We start from the raw sequence: 16900 nt of genomic DNA, 5'->3' as shown, positions 1-16900 counted from the left end.
CGTCTGATCGCAGCCTCGCCAAACGCTCTTCTTCGCTATTCAGGGGATTAACCCAATGACCGATCTCAATACCAAGCTCGAGATATTCGACGCGATCGCCGCCCGCCGTAACGAACGCCGCGGCTTCCTCCGCTTCGCCGGCGGTTCGGCCCTCGCCATCGGTGGTGCAAGCCTGCTTTCGGCTTGCGGCAATGACGATTCCGATCTCGCGCCTGCGCCGACGCCGACGCCCACGCCGACCCCGGCAGCCGCACTCAACGATGCCGACGTGCTCAACGTCGCACTGAACCTCGAATATCTCGAAGCGCAGTTCTACGCGTTCGCGGCATTCGGCGTCGGCCTGAACGCCAGCCTGTTGACCGGCATCGGTACGCAGGGCGCCGTCACCGGCGGCGCACAGGTGCCGTTCCAGGACGCCGTCGTCCGTGAGTATGCGCGCGAAATCGCGATCGACGAAGTCGCACACGTCGCCTTCCTGCGCTCGGCTCTCGGCACTGCCGCCGTCGCCCAGCCCGCGATCGATATCTCGGTCGGCACGGCAGCCGCGCCGGGCGCGTTCACGGCAGCCGCCCGTGCGGCCGGCGTCATCGGTGCGACGGGCGTGTTCAACCCCTATGCCGACGACAACAGCTTCCTGCTCGGCGCGTACATCTTCGAGGACGTCGGCGTTTCGGCCTACAAGGGTGCCGCACCGCTGATCGCCAACAAGACCTATCTCGAGGCGGCCGCCGGCATCCTCGCGGCAGAGGCGTATCATGCAGGGCTGATCCGTACGATCCTGTACCGCAAGGGTCTGCAGACGCCGAACCCGATCCCGTCGCTGATTACCGCCGCCAACCAGATCAGCGACGCACGCGACAGCCTCGACGGCACCGTCACCAACGCGACGACGGGCGTGATCGGCGACGACGATCAGGGCATCACCGGTTCGGATCCGACGATCTCGAACATCGTGCCGACCGATGCCAACGGCCTGGCGTACAGCCGCTCGGTCGCTCAGGTGCACAACATCGTCTACCTGACGCCCACGGCACGGATCGGCGGCGGCTTCTTCCCCAACGGGACGAACAACCGCCTCGATTCACTGCGGACCAGCGGCGCCAACGCGTGATCGCAGCCACCGACTAAATCAGAAACCTCGGATCGCGGCGCATTCAGGAGCGCCGCGATCCTTGTTTGGGGAACGACCATGAAGCACCTTACGAAGCTCACGACGCTCGCCGGCCTTACCGTCGCGGGCCTTTTTGCCGTTCCGGCCCAGGCGCAATTGTTCTCGCAGGAAACTACCGCGGACCGTCCGTTCTCGGGCGTCTATGTCGGCGCGGCCGGCGGGTATGACGTCCAGAAGAACGACGTCGGCTCGTCGATCCTGTTCGATCGCAACGGCGACGGCAATTTCAACGAGAACGTCAACACCATCACCGGCGCCAACGCCTTCTCGCCGGGCTTCTGCAACGGCTCCGCGCGCACCGGTGCGGCGGCCTATGGTTGCCGCAACGACGATGACGGCTGGGCCTATTACGGTCGTGCCGGCTTCGACGCACAGCGCGGCAACATCGTCGTCGGCGTCGTCGGCGAATTCGGCAAGACCGACATCACCGACAGCACCTCCGGTTTCTCGACCACGCCCGCCAGCTACACCATGTCGCGCAAGGTCGACTGGGAAGCCTCGGTCCGCGGTCGCGCGGGCTATGCCATCAACACCACGCTGTTCTACGGCACGTTCGGCGCGGGCTATGCCAAGATCGACAATCTGTTCTTCACCACCAACACCGCCAACGCGTTCGCGGCGACCGGTTCGAAGAACCAGTGGGGCATTCTCGGCGGCGGCGGCATCGAGCAGAAGCTGACCAAGAACATCTCGATCGGCATGGAATACATGTACCACCAGTATCAGGACAACGACGCCCGCGTCCAGGTAACGGCCGGCACCGCGCTTGCCGGCAGCCCGGTGTTGCTCGCCAACAACCCCTTCCTGATCGCCCCCAATACCACCGGCACCACCTTCCGCCGCAGCGACGAATATTTCCGTTGGCACAGCCTGCGTGGCACGGTGAGCTTCAGGTTCTAGGCGCCGGGCGGCCTGCACCAACTTGGCGCAGGACTCGCCCCAGCCCGGCCAGCGCAGCAAAGCACGCCACAAGGCGTAGCTTAGCTAACGACTGACGGCGCGCGGAGTAAGGAAAAGGCCGTTGCCCCAACCCGGGCAGCGGCCTTTTCCGTTTCAGCAAGCGTGCGCTCACCATCAAAAACCCGCCCCCCACTACCACCACCCCGGCGAAGGCCGGGGCCCAATTGGCAAGGCGGATATAACGAAGCACATCGCGTCGTTATCGCCGTCCCCCAATTGGGCCCCGGCCTTCGCCGGGGTGGAGCATTATCGAGCGTGCAATAATCACTGAGCCTCGCACACCCCGCACCGCCAACCCGCTTTTCCCATTGCACCCCACCCCCAGCCCCCTATGCTCACCCCACCCCGGGGGAGCGCTTATCCGCGCTTGAGAGGAAGGCAGGAGCCTTCGACCCGCTGAACCTGATCCGGTTGATACCGGCGGAGGGAGGGAGCGGTCGCCACAGAACCGTAAACCTTTGCTCCGAGACCCGTAGGAGCAAGCGCATGGCCGATTACGAAGCACGCACCGAAAAGCCCGCAGCAACCGCAGACATCGGCGTAACCACCGGCCCGATCCGAGGCTCGCGCAAAATCCACGTCGCGGTCCCGACCAGCCCAGACGTCCGCGTAGCCATGCGCGAGATCGTCCTAGACCCATCCTGCAGCGAACCCCCGCTACGCATCTACGACACCAGCGGCCCCTACACGGACCCCCGCGCGACAATCGACATCAACGCCGGCCTCCCCCAACTCCGCCGCGCCTGGATCGAAGCCAGAGGCGACGTGGAATCCTACGAAGCCCGAGAACTCCGCCCCGAAGACAACGGCCAGCTAGGCCCCGATCGCTCGGGCGGCGTCCCCCAGTTCCCCGCCACCATCAAGCGCCCCCTTCGCGCGCGCGCCGGCGCCAACGTCAGCCAGATGCACTACGCCCGCCGAGGCATCATCACCCCCGAAATGGAATACGTCGCCACCCGAGAAAACCTCGGCCGCGCCATGCTGAAAGACTACAAGCGAGACGGCGAATCCTTCGGCGCACAGATCCCCGATTTCGTAACCCCCGAATTCGTCCGCGACGAGATCGCCCGCGGCCGCGCGATCATCCCCAACAACATCAACCACCCCGAATCCGAACCGATGGCGATCGGCCGCAACTTCCTCGTCAAGATCAACGCCAACATCGGCAACTCCGCGGTCGCCAGCAACGTCGCCGCCGAAGTCGACAAGCTCGTCTGGTCGATCCGCTGGGGCGCGGACACGGTGATGGACCTCAGCACCGGCCGCAACATCCACGACACCCGCGAATGGATCCTCCGCAACTCGCCGGTCCCGATCGGCACCGTCCCGATCTACCAGGCGCTCGAAAAGGTCGGCGGCGTCGCCGAGGACCTCACCTGGGAGATTTTCCGCGACACCCTCATCGAGCAGGCCGAGCAGGGCGTCGATTACTTCACGATCCACGCCGGCGTGCGCCTCGCCTACATCCCGATGACCGCGAAGCGCGTCACCGGCATCGTCTCGCGCGGCGGCTCGATCATGGCGAAATGGTGCCTCAGCCACCACAAGGAGAGCTTCCTCTACGAGCGCTTCGACGAGATCACCGAGATCATGAAGGCCTACGACATCGCCTACAGCCTCGGCGACGGCCTGCGCCCCGGCAGCATCGCCGACGCCAACGACGAAGCGCAGTTCAGCGAACTCTACACGCTCGGCGAACTTACGCACCGAGCATGGAAGAGCGACGTCCAGGTCATGATCGAAGGCCCCGGCCACGTGCCGATGCACAAGATCAAGGAGAACATGGACAAGCAACTCGAAGTTTGCGGCGAAGCGCCCTTCTACACGCTAGGGCCGCTCACCACGGACATAGCCCCCGGCTACGACCACATTACGAGTGGTATCGGCGCCGCAATGATCGGCTGGTACGGCACCGCGATGCTCTGCTACGTCACGCCGAAGGAGCATCTCGGCCTCCCCGACCGCGACGACGTAAAAGTCGGGGTCATAACCTACAAACTAGCCGCCCACGCCGCCGACCTCGCCAAAGGCCATCCCGCCGCCCAGATGCGCGACGACGCCCTGTCCCGCGCCCGCTTCGAATTCCGCTGGAGAGACCAGTTCAACCTCTCCCTCGACCCCAACACCGCCGAGCAATACCACGACCAGACATTGCCGGCAGAAGGCGCCAAGACCGCCCACTTCTGCTCGATGTGCGGCCCAAAATTCTGCTCGATGAAGATCACGCAAGAGGTGCGAGACTTCGCGGCGAAGCAGAACGCGCCAGCGGACACGTTCCTCGCGGCAGACGTCGACCAGACCGACACCGACCGAGCGATCTTCGCCAAGGGCACTCACGCCGAAGCCGAAAAAGGCATGGCCGACATGAGCGAGCGGTTCCGCGAGAAGGGCAGCGAAATCTACTTGCCGGCGGAGTGAACTAATGGACGAGGCTTGGCGCCGGATCGAAGAGAACGGTGGGGCCGGCCTGCCTCATCGTAACCACGATCCGATACTCAGGCTCGTCGCGCATTATTTCGAGCCAGCAGATTATATGCTGGAGCAGTTCATGAAGCTCGACAGGAAGGCGGGCACATCGTCCGGCCTGTCCCATGCCAAGGTGATCGAGCGACGATACTTCCTGATGGTCTGGCTATCGAGCCTCTACGTCGTCATGGAGGGTGTGGAGGCCCTCCCTCTGGAGAAAGAGCTGAGAGCGAGGCCGCTCGATATTCCGGACATCGCGTTGCGCATACCTCCGCTCATGGAGGAATTCGGCGAGCATCGCGACGCGCTGAGACTGCTCCGCAATGCGCAATCTCATTTTCAGGAAACGGCGCAAAAGCACGTCCAGTTCGTTGCCCAGCGATCGCGGATCGACTGGGCGCTCAGCATTCACGGAAACTCGACCGGCTGTTTCGCGAATACCGGATCCAGTCCTCCGCCATATACGCCATGGCAGGTCGCAAGGACGAGCTTCAGCTAACGCGGCGCAAGCCGCCTCCGTCGGGTAAATTGCGACTTGCTCCGGACTGACAGTCTCCAACGGTACGAAGATTAGCCGCGCGCCTTACCGCTTCCGGACGAACTCCGCCCGCAGCACCAGTCCCTTGATCCCCTCGTAGCGACAGTCGATCTCCTGCGCGTCACCGGTCAGCCGGATCGACTTGATCAGCGTGCCGCGCTTCAAGGTCTGCCCCGCACCCTTCACGGTCAGGTCCTTGATCAGCGTCACCTGATCGCCATCCGCGAGCACGTTTCCGACCGAATCCCGTACCAGGACCGCACTGTCGTCGGCCGCAACAGCCATCGCCGCACCGCCCGCAACCCACTCGCCGGTCGCTTCGTCGTACACATATTCGTCGCTCATCGGTCGGTCTCCGGCAGCGCCCAGTCGATCGGCGCGCGCCCATGGGTTTCGAGAAATTCATTGGCCCGGCTGAACGGCCGCGATCCGAAGAACCCGGTCCGCGCGGCCAGCGGCGACGGGTGCGCGGACTGGATCACCAGATGCCGCCCGCCCTTCGCGATATCGTCGACGAACGCCGCCTTCTTCTGCGCATACGCCCCCCACAGCAGGAAGACGACCGGTTTGTCCTGCGCATTCACCGCCGCGACGACGGCATCGGTGAATCGCTCCCACCCGCGCTTCTGGTGCGACGCAGCTTCGCCCATCCGCACGCTCAGCACCGCGTTGAGCAACAGCACGCCCTGCGCGGCCCAGTGATCGAGCATGCCGTGGCGTGCCCGCGGAATGCCGAGATCCGCCTCCAGCTCCTTGTAGATATTCACCAGGCTAGGCGGCGTCCGCACGCCTTGGCGGACCGAAAAGCTTAACCCATGCGCCTGCCCCTCGCCGTGGTACGGATCCTGCCCGAGGATCACGACGCGCACCTGATCGAGAGGCGTCAGTTCCAGCGCCCGAAACCGGTTAGCATCGTCGGGAAATACTTGAGCCCCCGTTGCCCGTTCGGCCTCCAGAAACGCATCGAGCGCCCGCATGTACGGCGCCTCGAACTCTGCACGCAGCGCTTGCCAGCTTTCGGTGAGGTTGGGTGTCATCATCTCCGGTCGCATGTCGGACAGGGCAGGGGAGTGTCAATCGTCCCACTCGTCCCGCCGCGGAGGCGGGGGCCCAGGATCTCGCAGGGCAACGCCCGTAACCCTGGCCCCCCGCCTCCGCGGGGGAACGGCGACCGAGCGGGTCTTGATGCGAAGCGAAAGGCTCGCACATCGCGTCCCCCCTCATTATATGCGCCGCCATGACCGAGATCACCGTCGCCGCGCTGCAGCTGGGCTTCACGCCCAACATCGACCGCAACATCGCCAACGTGTCGCGCCTCGTCCACGAGGCCGCTGCGAAGGGCGCGCAGGTGATCCTGCCGCCCGAACTGTTCGAGGGCGAGTATTTCTGCCGCGTCGAGGACGAGGGCCTCTTCGCCAACGCCGCCCCGGTCGGCGAACACAAGGCGGTGCTCGCGATGCAGGCGCTCGCCGAGGCGCTCAAGGTCACCATTCCGACCAGCTTCTTCGAGGCGGACGGCCCGCATCATTACAACAGCCTCGCGATGATCGGCCCCGACGGCAACGTGCAGGGCGTCTACCGCAAGAGCCACATCCCCGACGGCCCCGGCTATGAGGAAAAATTCTACTTCCGCCCTGGCAACACCGGCTTCAAGGTCTGGCCCCACCCCGCCGGCAAGCTAGGCGTCGGCGTCTGCTGGGACCAATGGTATCCCGAGACGGCGCGCGCGATGATGTTGATGGGCGCGGAAATCCTGTTCTACCCGACCGCGATCGGCAGCGAGCCGCACGACACCTCGCTCGACACCGCACGGCTGTGGCGCCGCGCGATGGTCGGCCACGCGGTCAGCAACGTCGTGCCGATCGTCGCCGCCAACCGCGTCGGTGTCGAGCACGGCCAGACCTTCTACGGCACCAGCTTCATCGCCGACGAGCGTGGTGACATCCTGGCGGAGCTAGGCCGCGACGACGAAGGCGTGATTACCGCGACGATCGACCTGGACATCGTCAAGCGCCACCGCGCTGCGTTCGGCTTCTTCCGCGACCGCCGCCCGGACCTCTACGGCCGGCTGGTCCAGGACATCTGACCCGATCCTCCCCCGCCAGGGGGAGGTGGCTGGCACTTGCCAGACGGAGGGGGAGGTCGGCGCCAACATCGGTTGCGTATCCGCCCCCTCCGTCACCTTCGGCGACACCTCCCCCTAGCGGGTGAGGATTAAAGCCAGGCAAACCCCGCCAGCGCCACCCCGGCGAGTGCGGCGGCACCCGCAACCCACAACAGCCAGCGCCGCCCAGTCAACGCGGTAATCGAGGCAAGCGCGATCGCCACCTGCAACGCGGTCACCGCCAGCGCCAGCATCGTGTGCGGCCGCAGCGCCTCGTCCGACTCCGCATTCGCCGCCGCCGACTGCCGGTCGAGCGCCTGTGCCTGAGCCTGCAGTTCGGTACCGCGTGCCCGATACCGCGCAACGTCAGCGCGGTGCTCTGCAACCCGCTTCGAGTCCGGCCGCGTCGGTTCCAGATCGACCTCCATCTCCGCCAGATGCCGCTTCAGGTCTTCCGCCTGGTAATAGCCCCAAGCATCCGACGCTTGTGCCTTGATCAGCACCGCCTCGTTCTTGTGCAGTAATGCCTCGTTCTGCGTATGCCCGCCCAGGAAGCTCGTCACCGCCGCCAGCGTCGCCAACACGGCGGTAAACAACGCGATCCGCTGATCCAGCGCGAAGCCCTGTTCGGCGCGCTCCTCGGCCAGTTGCTCATGCCAGCCTCGCACTTCGTAATCCTCGTCCATGCGATCCGCTGTCGCATCCTGCGCGTGACTGGACGTTGATGATCGAGTGACATATTTTTTAGCGCCTATGACCCGCATCCGCTCCGCATCCGTGTTGGCCCTCGCGCTCCTCGCCGGTTGCGCGACGCCATCGATGAGGGGCGTCGCACCGAGCGATCATTTCGACGGCCAGCGCTTCTTCAACCCGGACGGCGTGCAGGGTAGCGTTGGCGAGCAGAAGCAGGGTCCCGTCGCGCTGTTCCGCAACCTCGTAAAGCCGCCCTATCGCAGCTGGCCACGGCACGTACCCGTCACGCCTTCGCGTCCGCCGGCCCGCGTCGAGGGGCGGACGATGCGCGTCACCTGGATCGGCCATTCGACCGTGCTGGTGCAGACGCAGGGGCTCAATATCCTGACCGATCCGCTCTGGGTAGAGCGCGCATCGCCGGTCCAGTTCCTTGGCGTGAAGCGCGTCCGCGAACCCGGCGTGCGACTGAAGGATCTGCCGAAGATCGACCTGATCCTGCTTAGCCACGATCACCGCGACCATCTCGACATGCGGGCGATGCGAACGCTCTGGCACCGCGACAAGCCGCTGATCGTCACGGGTTTAGGCAACGACCAGATCCTGAAGCGCAGCGGCATCCGCTCCGTCGCTCGGGACTGGGGCGGCCGCGTGACGTTGCGCCCCGGCATCGACGTGATCGTCGACCGCGCGCATCACTGGAGCGAATACGATCCCGGCGACCGCGACAAGACGTTATGGGCGGGCTTCACCGTGACGCTGCCCGGCGGCAATCTGTATTTCGCGGGCGACACCGGGCCGGGCGACATGCGCTGGGCGATCGAGGCGCGCGCGGCGGGACCGGTCCGGCTCGCGATCCTGCCGATCGGCGCCTATCATTTCGCAGGACACGAAACCGACAATCACATCGGCCCGGATCAGGCCGTGACCGCGTTCGAGCAACTCGGCGCGGCCTATGCGATCGGCGTCCACTGGGGCACGTTCGAACTGACGGCGGAAGGCATCAACGAACCGCCCGACCATCTCCGCGCGGCGCTCGTCCGAGAACACATCGCAGCAACCCGCTTCCGTACGCCCGAAGCAGGTGAGGCATGGGTGATCGAGTAGCATTCGATCGCCGCAGCTATGCAGGGCCCCGCCCTTCAACACCTCCCCGGCGGAGGCCGGGGCCCAGTTGGGAAACGCCGCTAAATGGCCGTTGCGCTCCGTTACCGCGACCTCACCAACTGGACCCCGGCCTCCGCCGGGGAGGTGCGCGTCTTCGAATGAGTAATCACCGAACGGGTCTCAGGCCGCGGAACAGGGTTGTTCCACCTCAAACCGCCCCGCGCAACTCCAGCGCCCGCTTGAACACCGCTTCGAACATCTCCGCCGTCAGCACACCGGTATTCACGTTGTAGCGCGAGCAATGGAAGCTATCGATCAGGATGCGGCCATCGGGCATCACGTGCTCGGCGCCATGCGCGAACCGCGCTTTCGGCAGCCGCCCGCCCAGCATCTTCACCGCCGACTGATGCGCGATATGCCCCAGCGCGACGAACACCCGCGCCGTCGGCACCGCATCCGCCTGCGTTTCCAGGAACGGGCGGCACGTGCGGATTTCTTCGGGCGTCGGCTTGTTCTCGGGCGGCAGGCACTTCACCGCGTTGAGAATGATCGCGCCGTCCAGCGCCAGTCCGTCCTCGGCCTTCGCCCCGTAGGTCCCGGTCGCAAGCCCGAACCGACCCAAAGTCTCGAACAGGAACTGCCCCGAATAATCGCCGGTAAAAGCGCGGCCCGTACGGTTGGCGCCATGCTTGCCGGGCGCGAGACCGATGATACCAAGCCATGCGGAGGGATCGCCGAACGCGGGAACCGGTGCGTTCCACCAGGTCGGGAACTCGGTCCGCAACTGCTCGCGCACTGCAACGAGGCGGGGGCATAGCGGGCAGTCGTGCGGCGGCTCGGTCTCGGGCAGTGCAGATATGGGCGCGAAGACGGTCGTGACGTCGATGTCGTCGGCGATGTCGTCGGCCGAGTCGATCGCGTGCTCGGGAAGCTCGGTGCTGTAAGGTGTGGAATCCATGGGATTGCGCTAGGCGGACCAAATGTCGCCTGCAACCCCGCTCCCGACGATAGCGCCCGCCGCAACCACCTACGCGATCGCGCTCGGCTCCAACCGACGCGGACGCCACGGTGCTCCAGAGCGCGAGATCGCCGCCGCGCTGGAAGAACTCGGCGATGTCGTCGCACGATCGCCGACCGTGGCGAGCGCTCCCCTCGGCCCCTCGAACCGTCGCTACGCCAACGCCGTCGCACTGATCGAGACGGACGAAGATCCCGCCACGCTGCTCGTCCGCCTGAAAAGCATCGAACGCGCGTTCGGCCGTCGCTCGGGACGCCGCTGGGGCAGCCGCGTGCTGGACCTCGACATCGTCCTCTGGTCGGGCGGCGCATGGTCGTCACCCGGCCTCACCGTGCCGCACGCCGCTTTTCGAGAACGCGGCTTCGTCCTGGGTCCCCTTGCGGGCCTCGTCCCGACATGGCGCGATCCGCTTACCGGCAGAACGATACGGCAATTGGCGCAATCGGTTGACCGAAAGCGGCCACGCGATTAGGTGCGCGGTCCACGATGGCGGGGGTCCGTAGCTCAGTTGGTAGAGCAAGCGACTTTTAATCGAGAGGTCCCGGGTTCGAGCCCCGGCGGACCCACCATCGATGCCTCGGGCGATGCGCCGAGCAGGCGGAGGCATGTGCCGGCGATTCTCGCGGGCGCGTCGGTCGCCGCAGTCGGCATCACCCTGATTCTCCTCGTCGGTCTCGCGGTCGACCATTGGCCGTTCGCGTTCGATCGCGCGATCATCCTCGGTCTGCGCGCCTGGCACGGGCCCTCCTGGCTGCCCAACGTCGCGATCGACGTCACGGCGCTCGGTGGCGGCATCGTGCTGACGATCGTCGTGGTCGTGGTCACTGGCCTCTTGATCGTGCAACGCCTTTGGCTGACTGCACTGGCGACGCTCGCCGCGAGCATCACCGGCGGGCTGATCGTCGATTTCGTCAAGGCGCAGGTCAATCGCCCACGCCCCGACATCGTCGAGCACCTCGTCACCGTCTCGAACATGAGCTTCCCGAGCGGCCATTCGGCGAACAGCGCGATCGTCTATCTGACGCTCGCGGGCCTCGCGTCGCAGGTGACGGAGCACCGCGCGGCACGGCGTTACCTGCTCGTCGTCGCAATCCTGCTGGTCGGCGCGATCGGCTGTAGCCGGGTGTATCTCGGCGTTCACTGGCCGAGCGACGTGCTGGCCGGCTGGAGCTTCGGCACGCTCTGGGCGCTCGCCTGGTGGCTCGCCACCGCCCGTGCCCGCCGGGCGATCGGGGGCGAGCGCCACGCGTTCGGCACCCCGCCCGTCGACCCACCCGCCGACCCGGCGTCCTAGCGCCCCTTCTCAGCCAGCGCCCGCTCCCACGCCAACGCATCGCGGACGATACCGTCGAGATCGGCATGGCGCGGCGTCCAGTCGAGCCGTTCCAGGATCGCGCTGTTGTCAGAGATCAGCATCGCCGGATCGCCCGCGCGACGCCCTTCCAGACGGCGCTCGATCGTCACATTGGTTACCTTGTCGACCGCGTCGAGCACTTCCAGCACCGAGAAACCCTTGCCGTACCCTGCGTTGAGCGTGTGGCTCTTGGCGGGTTCCGCGACCAGAACTTCCAGAGCAGCGACATGCGCGGCGGCCAGGTCGCTGACGTGGATGTAATCGCGCACGCCGGTGCCATCGGGCGTGTCGAAATCGGTGCCATAGACGCCGACATGGCCGCGCTTGCCGGTGGCCGCCTCGACCGCGATCTTGATCAGGTGGGTCGCGCCGATCGTCGACTGCCCGCTGCGACCCTGCGGATCTGCGCCCGCCACGTTGAAGTAGCGCAATGCCGCGTAATTGATCGGATGCGCCGCCGCGACGTCGCGCAGCATCGCCTCGGTCATCAGCTTCGACATGCCGTAGGGATTGATCGGCACGGTTGGATCGCCCTCCGCGACCGGCACCTTTTCCGGCGTTCCGTACGTCGCGGCGGTCGACGAGAAGATGAAGTGCGGTACGCCCTCGACCACCGCGCTCTCGATCAGCGCACGGCTGGCGGCGGTGTTGTTGCGGTAATATTTGAGCGGATCGCTGACCGACTCGGGGACGACCACCGAGCCAGCAAAATGCATGATCGCCTTGACGTTATGCTCGCGAATCGCCGCGCGCACCTTCGTATCGTCGGCGACGTTCGCCTCGACCAGCGCGGCGCGCGGATCGACCGCCCAGTCGAACCCGGTGACCAGATTGTCGACCACCAAGACCTCGTATCCAGCGTCGAGCAACGCCAGCACCGCGTGGCTGCCGATGTAACCGGCCCCGCCGGTCACCATAACCTTACCGTCGATCATACGCGTCTCCTCTTTGTTGCGCGGTAGCGACTTCCTATCTTGGGAGAAAGGAGATCGTGATGACGGATTATGTAACGCTCGCCGGCGGCTGCTTCTGGTGCACCGAGGCGGTATTCAAGGACGTGATCGGCGTCGAGAGCGCCGAGAGCGGGTATATCGGCGGGCAGGTGCCTAACCCGACCTACAAGCAGGTCTGCGGCGGCGACACCGGCCACGCCGAGGCGATCCGCATCGGCTTCGATCCGGAGCAGCTGAAGCTCGGCGACCTGCTCGACATCTTCTTCGCGACGCACGACGCGACGACGCTGAACCGGCAGGGCAACGACGTCGGCACGCAGTACCGCTCGGCGATGTTCCCCGCGGACGACGCGCAGAAGGCCGAGATGCAGGCAGCGCTGGAGCGGGCTCAGGCGGATTCGCCCAAGCCGATCGTCACGACGATCGAGCCGATGGACACATGGTACGAGGCCGAGGGCTATCACCAGGATTACTGGGAAACGTCCGGCCGCTCGAACCCGTATTGCATGGCGGTAATTCCGCCCAAGCTGCAAAAGCTCCGCAAGAGCTTCGCGGCACGGTCGAAAGCTGCGGTCAGCGCGTAACGGTCGTTAAGTAACGCTAGATAAGTTGTTCCCCTGCGGACGCGGGGGCCCAGCTAAATACCGCAGTCCGACCTGGCTTTTGGACCCCGGCCTTCGCGGGGGAACAGGCGCTAGCGGTGAGCGGCACGGCGAAGACGGTCGTTGATCGCTTCGCCGATGCCCTCGCGAGGAATCGGCGCGATAGCGATCTTCGGGCGGTCGTTCGCGTCTGCTGCGTGAAGCAGGTCGAACAGCTTCGCGGCGGCCTCGACGAGGTCTCCCGATGCGGAGAGGGTTATGTTGCCCGTCACTTCGCCAAACCCGATTAGCCACTCACCGGACCCGGCCTCGGTCGCATTCAAACGAAGCGCCTTGTTCGGCGCATAATGGCTCTCAAGCTGCCCCGGCGCAGTGACTCCGCCCTGACTCCCCCCCGGCGAAGGCCGGGGTCCAATTGGGGGGCGGTCATGACGCAGGTCTTGCCCGGTTACATCCGACGTTCCAATTGGGCCCCGGCCTCCGCCGGGGGGGTGCTCTAGGTACTGCCGGATAGCCTCCGCCGTAACCGGCCCCGGCCGCAACACCGTCCGCCCAGCCACGATCGTCGACTCCAACCCCGCCTCAGTAGCCCCATCGTCGAGGATCAACGGCACGTTCCCCCCCAGACTCCCCGCCACATGCGCAGCGCTGGTCGGACTGATCCCCCCACTCGCATTGGCCGACGGCGCCGCCAAAGGCCGCCCCGACGCCGCAATCAACCCCTGCATAGCCCGGTGTCGTGGCACCCGGATCGCGATCGTATCCAACCCCGCCGTCACCAGCGAAGCGATCCCCGAGTCCCCCCGCACCGGCAGCACCAACGTTAGCGGCCCCGGCCAGAACGCCTCGGCCAGCGCCCGCGCATCCGCATCGAACACCGCAATCCGCTCCGCCGCCGCCAGATCCGCCACATGCACGATCAGCGGATTGAAACTCGGGCGCCCTTTCGCAGCATAAATCCGCGCCACCGCCTCCGCATTCGTCGCGTCCGCCGCCAGCCCGTACACCGTCTCGGTCGGCACCGCGACGATCCCCCCGTCGCGAATCAGCGCGGCGGCTTCGGCGATCGCGGCCGTGCCGTAGGGTAAAATCCGAGGGTGTGGACGGGTCATTCCACAGGCGTATAGCGGGTCCAAACCGTAGCGATAAGAGGATGCGATGGCCTTCACTCCAGCAACCACCGAACAGCGTTTCGTGCTCGACCATGTCGTGCGGATCGGCGAGATCGCCGCGACCGAACGCTATGCCGCCGCCAGCGACGACGTCGTCGACGCGGTCCTCGAAGGCGTTGGCCAGTTGGCGTCGGGCGAATGGGCCCCGCTCAACCGCACCGGCGACACCGTCGGCGCGAAATGGACCCCCGATGGCGTGGTCATGCCCGACGGCTTCGCGCAGGCGTACAAGGATTACGTCGAGGGCGGCTGGGGCACGATCGGCGTCGAAGAGGAATGGGGCGGGCAGGGCCTCCCGTTCGCGATCCAGACCGCGGTGCTCGACACGCTCGGCTCGGCCAACATGGGCTTTGCGCTGTGCCCGACGCTGACCGTCGGCGCGATCGAGGCGCTCCAGCATCACGGATCCCCTGAGCAGCAGGCGCTCTACCTCCCCCATCTCGCGACCGGCGAATGGACCGGCACGATGAACCTGACCGAGCCGCAGGCAGGCTCCGACGTCGGCGCATTGCGCGCGACCGCCACGGCGCTCGGCGACGGCAAATGGAGCATCAAGGGCACCAAGATCTACATCTCGTTCGGCGACCACGACATGGCGCCGAACATCGTCCACCTCGTGCTCGCGCGGACGCCGGGCGCACCGGCTGGCACGAAGGGCATCTCGCTGTTCCTCGTCCCCAAGTACCGCCTTCAGGAAGACGGCACGCCCGGCGACTTCAACGACGTCCGCGTCGTCTCGATCGAGCACAAGATGGGTCTCCACGCCTCGCCGACCTGCGTGCTGAGCTTCGGCGACAACGACGACTGCATCGGCGAGCTGATCGGCGCGGAGCTCGGCGGCATCCGGGCGATGTTCACGATGATGAACAACGCACGCCTCAACGTCGGCCTCCAGGGCGTTCAGGTTGCCGAGGGCGCAACGCAGGGCGCTGTCGCCTACGCACTCGACCGCGTGCAGTCCGCCCGCGCCGGTTCGCCGAACAAGGACTCGGTCAAGATCGTCGAGCATCCCGACGTCCGCCGCATGCTGATGCGGATGAAGGCACAGACCCAGGCAGCGCGCGCACTCGTCTACTACGCAGCAGGGCAGGTCGACCGCGCCAATCTCGGCGATCACGCTGCGCGCAACCGCCTCGAACTCGTCACGCCGCTCGCCAAGGCGCACGGCACCGACCTCGGCAACGAAGTCGCGTCGCTCGGTATCCAGGTTCACGGCGGCATGGGCTATGTCGAAGAAACCGGCGCCGCGCAGTATTTCCGCGATGCCCGCATCACGCCAATCTACGAGGGCACCAACGGCATCCAGGCGGCGGATCTGGTGGGGCGCAAACTCGGCCTCGACAATGGCGGCGCGTTCGCCACGCTGATCGCCGACATCCGCGCGGAAGCGAAGGACGAGCGGCTGCTCGCGCTAATCGATGCCTGTGAAGCGATCGGGCGTAAGCTCGCCACCGCGGACGCCGACGACAAGCTGGCGGCGAGCTATCCGTTCCTCACCATGCTGTCGGTCGCGACCTGCGGCTGGCTGATGGAGCGGCAGGGTGGGGTCGCCGGCACCGACGATTTCGGCCGGATGAAGACCGCGGCGGTACGCTTCTACCTCGACCAGATCGTCCCCGAGGCGATGGGCCTGAGCGCGGCCGCAAACGCCAGCGCGGCAGTGCTGTATTCGATCGAGCCGGAATTGTTCGCCGCCTGAGCAAAACCCGGCATTGGAATGCCAGCGTTCTACGCGGCAAGGCGCCACCCTTTCCCGTTCGCCCTGAGCGCAGTCGAAGGGCATGCCCAACTCGCAGGTGCTTCGACTTCGCTCAGCACGAACGGGGATGGGCACGGTGCTCGAGGCGCCTGATATCGGGATCGCCACCACTCGACGGCCCCGCGCAACGAACGGTATGGATAGGCAGAAATCTGTGAAAGCCCGACCGATGTTCGATCTCGACGCCTATCTCCTCCGTGTCGCGATGCCCGCGCGGCCGACGCTCGACTCGATCGGCCTCGGTCGCCTCCAGCACGCGCACCGGCTCGCCATCCCGTTCGAGGATCTCGACGTCGTCCTCGGCCGCGGCATCGCGATCGACGGCGCGTCGGTGTTCGCGAAACTCGTGACCGCTCGCCGCGGCGGTTATTGCTTCGAGCATAACCGGCTGTTCCTCGACGCCCTCGCCGAACTCGGCTTCACCGCCCGCCCGCTGCTCGCGCGCGTCTGGATCGCGGCGATCGACGTGCCGCCGCTCACCCACACCTTCGCGCTGGTGACGATCGACGGGCAGGACTGGATCGCCGACACCGGCTTCGGCGGCAGTTATACGCCGGTCCTGTCACTTGCCGACGGCGCCGAAGCGACCGCACCCGATGGCGCGCGCTTCCGCCTCGAATCGACCGAAAGCGGCTGGATGCTCCTCCGCGACGGCGATCCCATGACCACCGATGGTCGCGGCTCGGGCGAGGGGTTCCAGCCGCAATACAGCTTCACGCTCGCGCCAGTGTTCGATGCGGACCTCGCAATGTCCAACCACTGGACATCGACTGCGCCAGCCAGCCGCTTTACCCATACGCCGATCGCCAGTATCGTGCTGCCGAACGGTTTCGCATCGCTGATCGGGCGGGATTACCGCCGCCGTTCGGGCACGGACACGACGGTCGGCGAGATCACCGACCCGCGCGTGTACCGGATCCGCATGAGCCTGTTGTTCGGTATCGACCTGAGCGTCGAGGATGTAGCCGCGTTGGGATTGTTCTGAAGTTTAACCCACTTCCGTTCG

17 protein-coding genes, 1 tRNA gene and 1 riboswitch are annotated in these 16900 nt (G+C 66.0%); of the genes, 12 read left to right on the top strand and 6 right to left on the bottom strand.

The window, feature by feature from the left end:
- Positions 1–55 precede the first annotated feature (55 nt).
- The 4 genes from AC3D24_RS12880 (at position 56) to AC3D24_RS12865 (ending at position 5096) form a co-directional block, all read left to right on the top strand.
- Entirely contained in the window at positions 56–1111 is a 1056-nt protein-coding gene (locus AC3D24_RS12880) for a ferritin-like domain-containing protein (protein WP_489031214.1), read from the top strand.
- A gap of 78 nt (positions 1112–1189) precedes the next feature.
- Positions 1190–2071 (top strand): outer membrane protein, encoded by an 882-nt coding sequence (locus AC3D24_RS12875; RefSeq protein ID WP_489031212.1) that lies wholly within the window; start codon positions 1190–1192, stop codon positions 2069–2071.
- A gap of 396 nt (positions 2072–2467) precedes the next feature.
- Positions 2468–2577: riboswitch (TPP riboswitch) on the top strand.
- A gap of 40 nt (positions 2578–2617) precedes the next feature.
- The gene (gene thiC, locus AC3D24_RS12870) at positions 2618–4549 is read left to right on the top strand and encodes a phosphomethylpyrimidine synthase ThiC (protein WP_489031211.1); all 1932 of its coding nucleotides are present in this window, start codon (positions 2618–2620) and stop codon (positions 4547–4549) included.
- 4 nt (positions 4550–4553) lie between these two features.
- A complete protein-coding gene (locus AC3D24_RS12865) occupies positions 4554–5096 on the top strand; it encodes a hypothetical protein (protein ID WP_489031209.1) in 543 nt (180 codons plus the stop codon).
- A gap of 84 nt (positions 5097–5180) precedes the next feature.
- Here AC3D24_RS12865 and AC3D24_RS12860 read toward each other — a convergent pair whose 3' ends face one another.
- Positions 5181–5480: an alkylphosphonate utilization protein gene (locus AC3D24_RS12860; RefSeq protein ID WP_489031207.1), complete on the bottom strand. Its 300-nt coding sequence runs from the start codon at positions 5478–5480 to the stop codon at positions 5181–5183.
- Positions 5477–6175 (bottom strand): uracil-DNA glycosylase, encoded by a 699-nt coding sequence (ung, locus tag AC3D24_RS12855; RefSeq protein ID WP_489031205.1) that lies wholly within the window; start codon positions 6173–6175, stop codon positions 5477–5479. Before ung ends, AC3D24_RS12860 begins: the two co-directional genes overlap by 4 nt.
- A 197-nt stretch (positions 6176–6372) precedes the next feature.
- Here ung and aguB point away from each other — a divergent pair, with 197 nt between their 5' ends.
- A complete protein-coding gene (aguB, locus tag AC3D24_RS12850) occupies positions 6373–7221 on the top strand; it encodes an N-carbamoylputrescine amidase (protein WP_107964167.1) in 849 nt (282 codons plus the stop codon).
- Between the two features lie 128 nt (positions 7222–7349).
- On the opposite strand, the gene AC3D24_RS12845 is transcribed toward aguB, so the two are convergent.
- Positions 7350–7925, bottom strand: a complete 576-nt coding sequence (locus tag AC3D24_RS12845; protein ID WP_489031203.1) for a DUF4337 domain-containing protein — start codon at positions 7923–7925, stop codon at positions 7350–7352.
- Between the two features lie 133 nt (positions 7926–8058).
- Between AC3D24_RS12845 and AC3D24_RS12840 the strand changes: the two genes are divergently transcribed.
- On the top strand, positions 8059–9036 hold the full coding sequence (locus tag AC3D24_RS12840) for an MBL fold metallo-hydrolase (RefSeq protein ID WP_489031201.1): 978 nt from the start codon (positions 8059–8061) through the stop codon (positions 9034–9036).
- A gap of 208 nt (positions 9037–9244) precedes the next feature.
- Here AC3D24_RS12840 and AC3D24_RS12835 read toward each other — a convergent pair whose 3' ends face one another.
- Positions 9245–9994, bottom strand: a complete 750-nt coding sequence (locus tag AC3D24_RS12835) for a uracil-DNA glycosylase (protein WP_489031199.1) — start codon at positions 9992–9994, stop codon at positions 9245–9247.
- 22 nt (positions 9995–10016) lie between these two features.
- Between AC3D24_RS12835 and folK the strand changes: the two genes are divergently transcribed.
- From folK to AC3D24_RS12820, 3 genes are all read left to right on the top strand, one after another.
- The gene (folK, locus tag AC3D24_RS12830; protein WP_489031198.1) at positions 10017–10526 is read left to right on the top strand and encodes a 2-amino-4-hydroxy-6-hydroxymethyldihydropteridine diphosphokinase; all 510 of its coding nucleotides are present in this window, start codon (positions 10017–10019) and stop codon (positions 10524–10526) included.
- Between the two features lie 21 nt (positions 10527–10547).
- Positions 10548–10623: transfer RNA gene (locus AC3D24_RS12825), tRNA-Lys, on the top strand.
- A gap of 38 nt (positions 10624–10661) precedes the next feature.
- A complete protein-coding gene (locus tag AC3D24_RS12820) occupies positions 10662–11348 on the top strand; it encodes a phosphatase PAP2 family protein (protein WP_489031196.1) in 687 nt (228 codons plus the stop codon).
- Here AC3D24_RS12820 and galE read toward each other — a convergent pair.
- Positions 11345–12343: a UDP-glucose 4-epimerase GalE gene (galE, locus tag AC3D24_RS12815; RefSeq protein WP_489031194.1), complete on the bottom strand. Its 999-nt coding sequence runs from the start codon at positions 12341–12343 to the stop codon at positions 11345–11347. The two genes, AC3D24_RS12820 and galE, sit on opposite strands and share 4 nt — an antisense overlap.
- Before the next feature lie 59 nt (positions 12344–12402).
- On the opposite strand from galE, the gene msrA reads away from it, so the two are divergent.
- Positions 12403–12945 (top strand): peptide-methionine (S)-S-oxide reductase MsrA, encoded by a 543-nt coding sequence (msrA, locus tag AC3D24_RS12810; RefSeq protein WP_489031192.1) that lies wholly within the window; start codon positions 12403–12405, stop codon positions 12943–12945.
- A gap of 110 nt (positions 12946–13055) precedes the next feature.
- On the opposite strand, the gene AC3D24_RS12805 is transcribed toward msrA, so the two are convergent.
- Positions 13056–14075 (bottom strand): L-threonylcarbamoyladenylate synthase, encoded by a 1020-nt coding sequence (locus tag AC3D24_RS12805; RefSeq protein ID WP_489031190.1) that lies wholly within the window; start codon positions 14073–14075, stop codon positions 13056–13058.
- 46 nt (positions 14076–14121) lie between these two features.
- On the opposite strand from AC3D24_RS12805, the gene AC3D24_RS12800 reads away from it, so the two are divergent.
- Positions 14122–15834 (top strand): acyl-CoA dehydrogenase family protein, encoded by a 1713-nt coding sequence (locus AC3D24_RS12800; protein ID WP_489031189.1) that lies wholly within the window; start codon positions 14122–14124, stop codon positions 15832–15834.
- 229 nt (positions 15835–16063) lie between these two features.
- Positions 16064–16879 (top strand): arylamine N-acetyltransferase family protein, encoded by an 816-nt coding sequence (locus tag AC3D24_RS12795; protein ID WP_489031188.1) that lies wholly within the window; start codon positions 16064–16066, stop codon positions 16877–16879.
- Positions 16880–16900 lie beyond the last annotated feature (21 nt).

The organism is Sphingomonas sp. SL1004 (assembly GCF_057815015.1).
The sequence above is the reverse complement of the archived record's forward strand: the minus strand, read 5'-3'. Positions and strand labels throughout refer to the sequence as shown.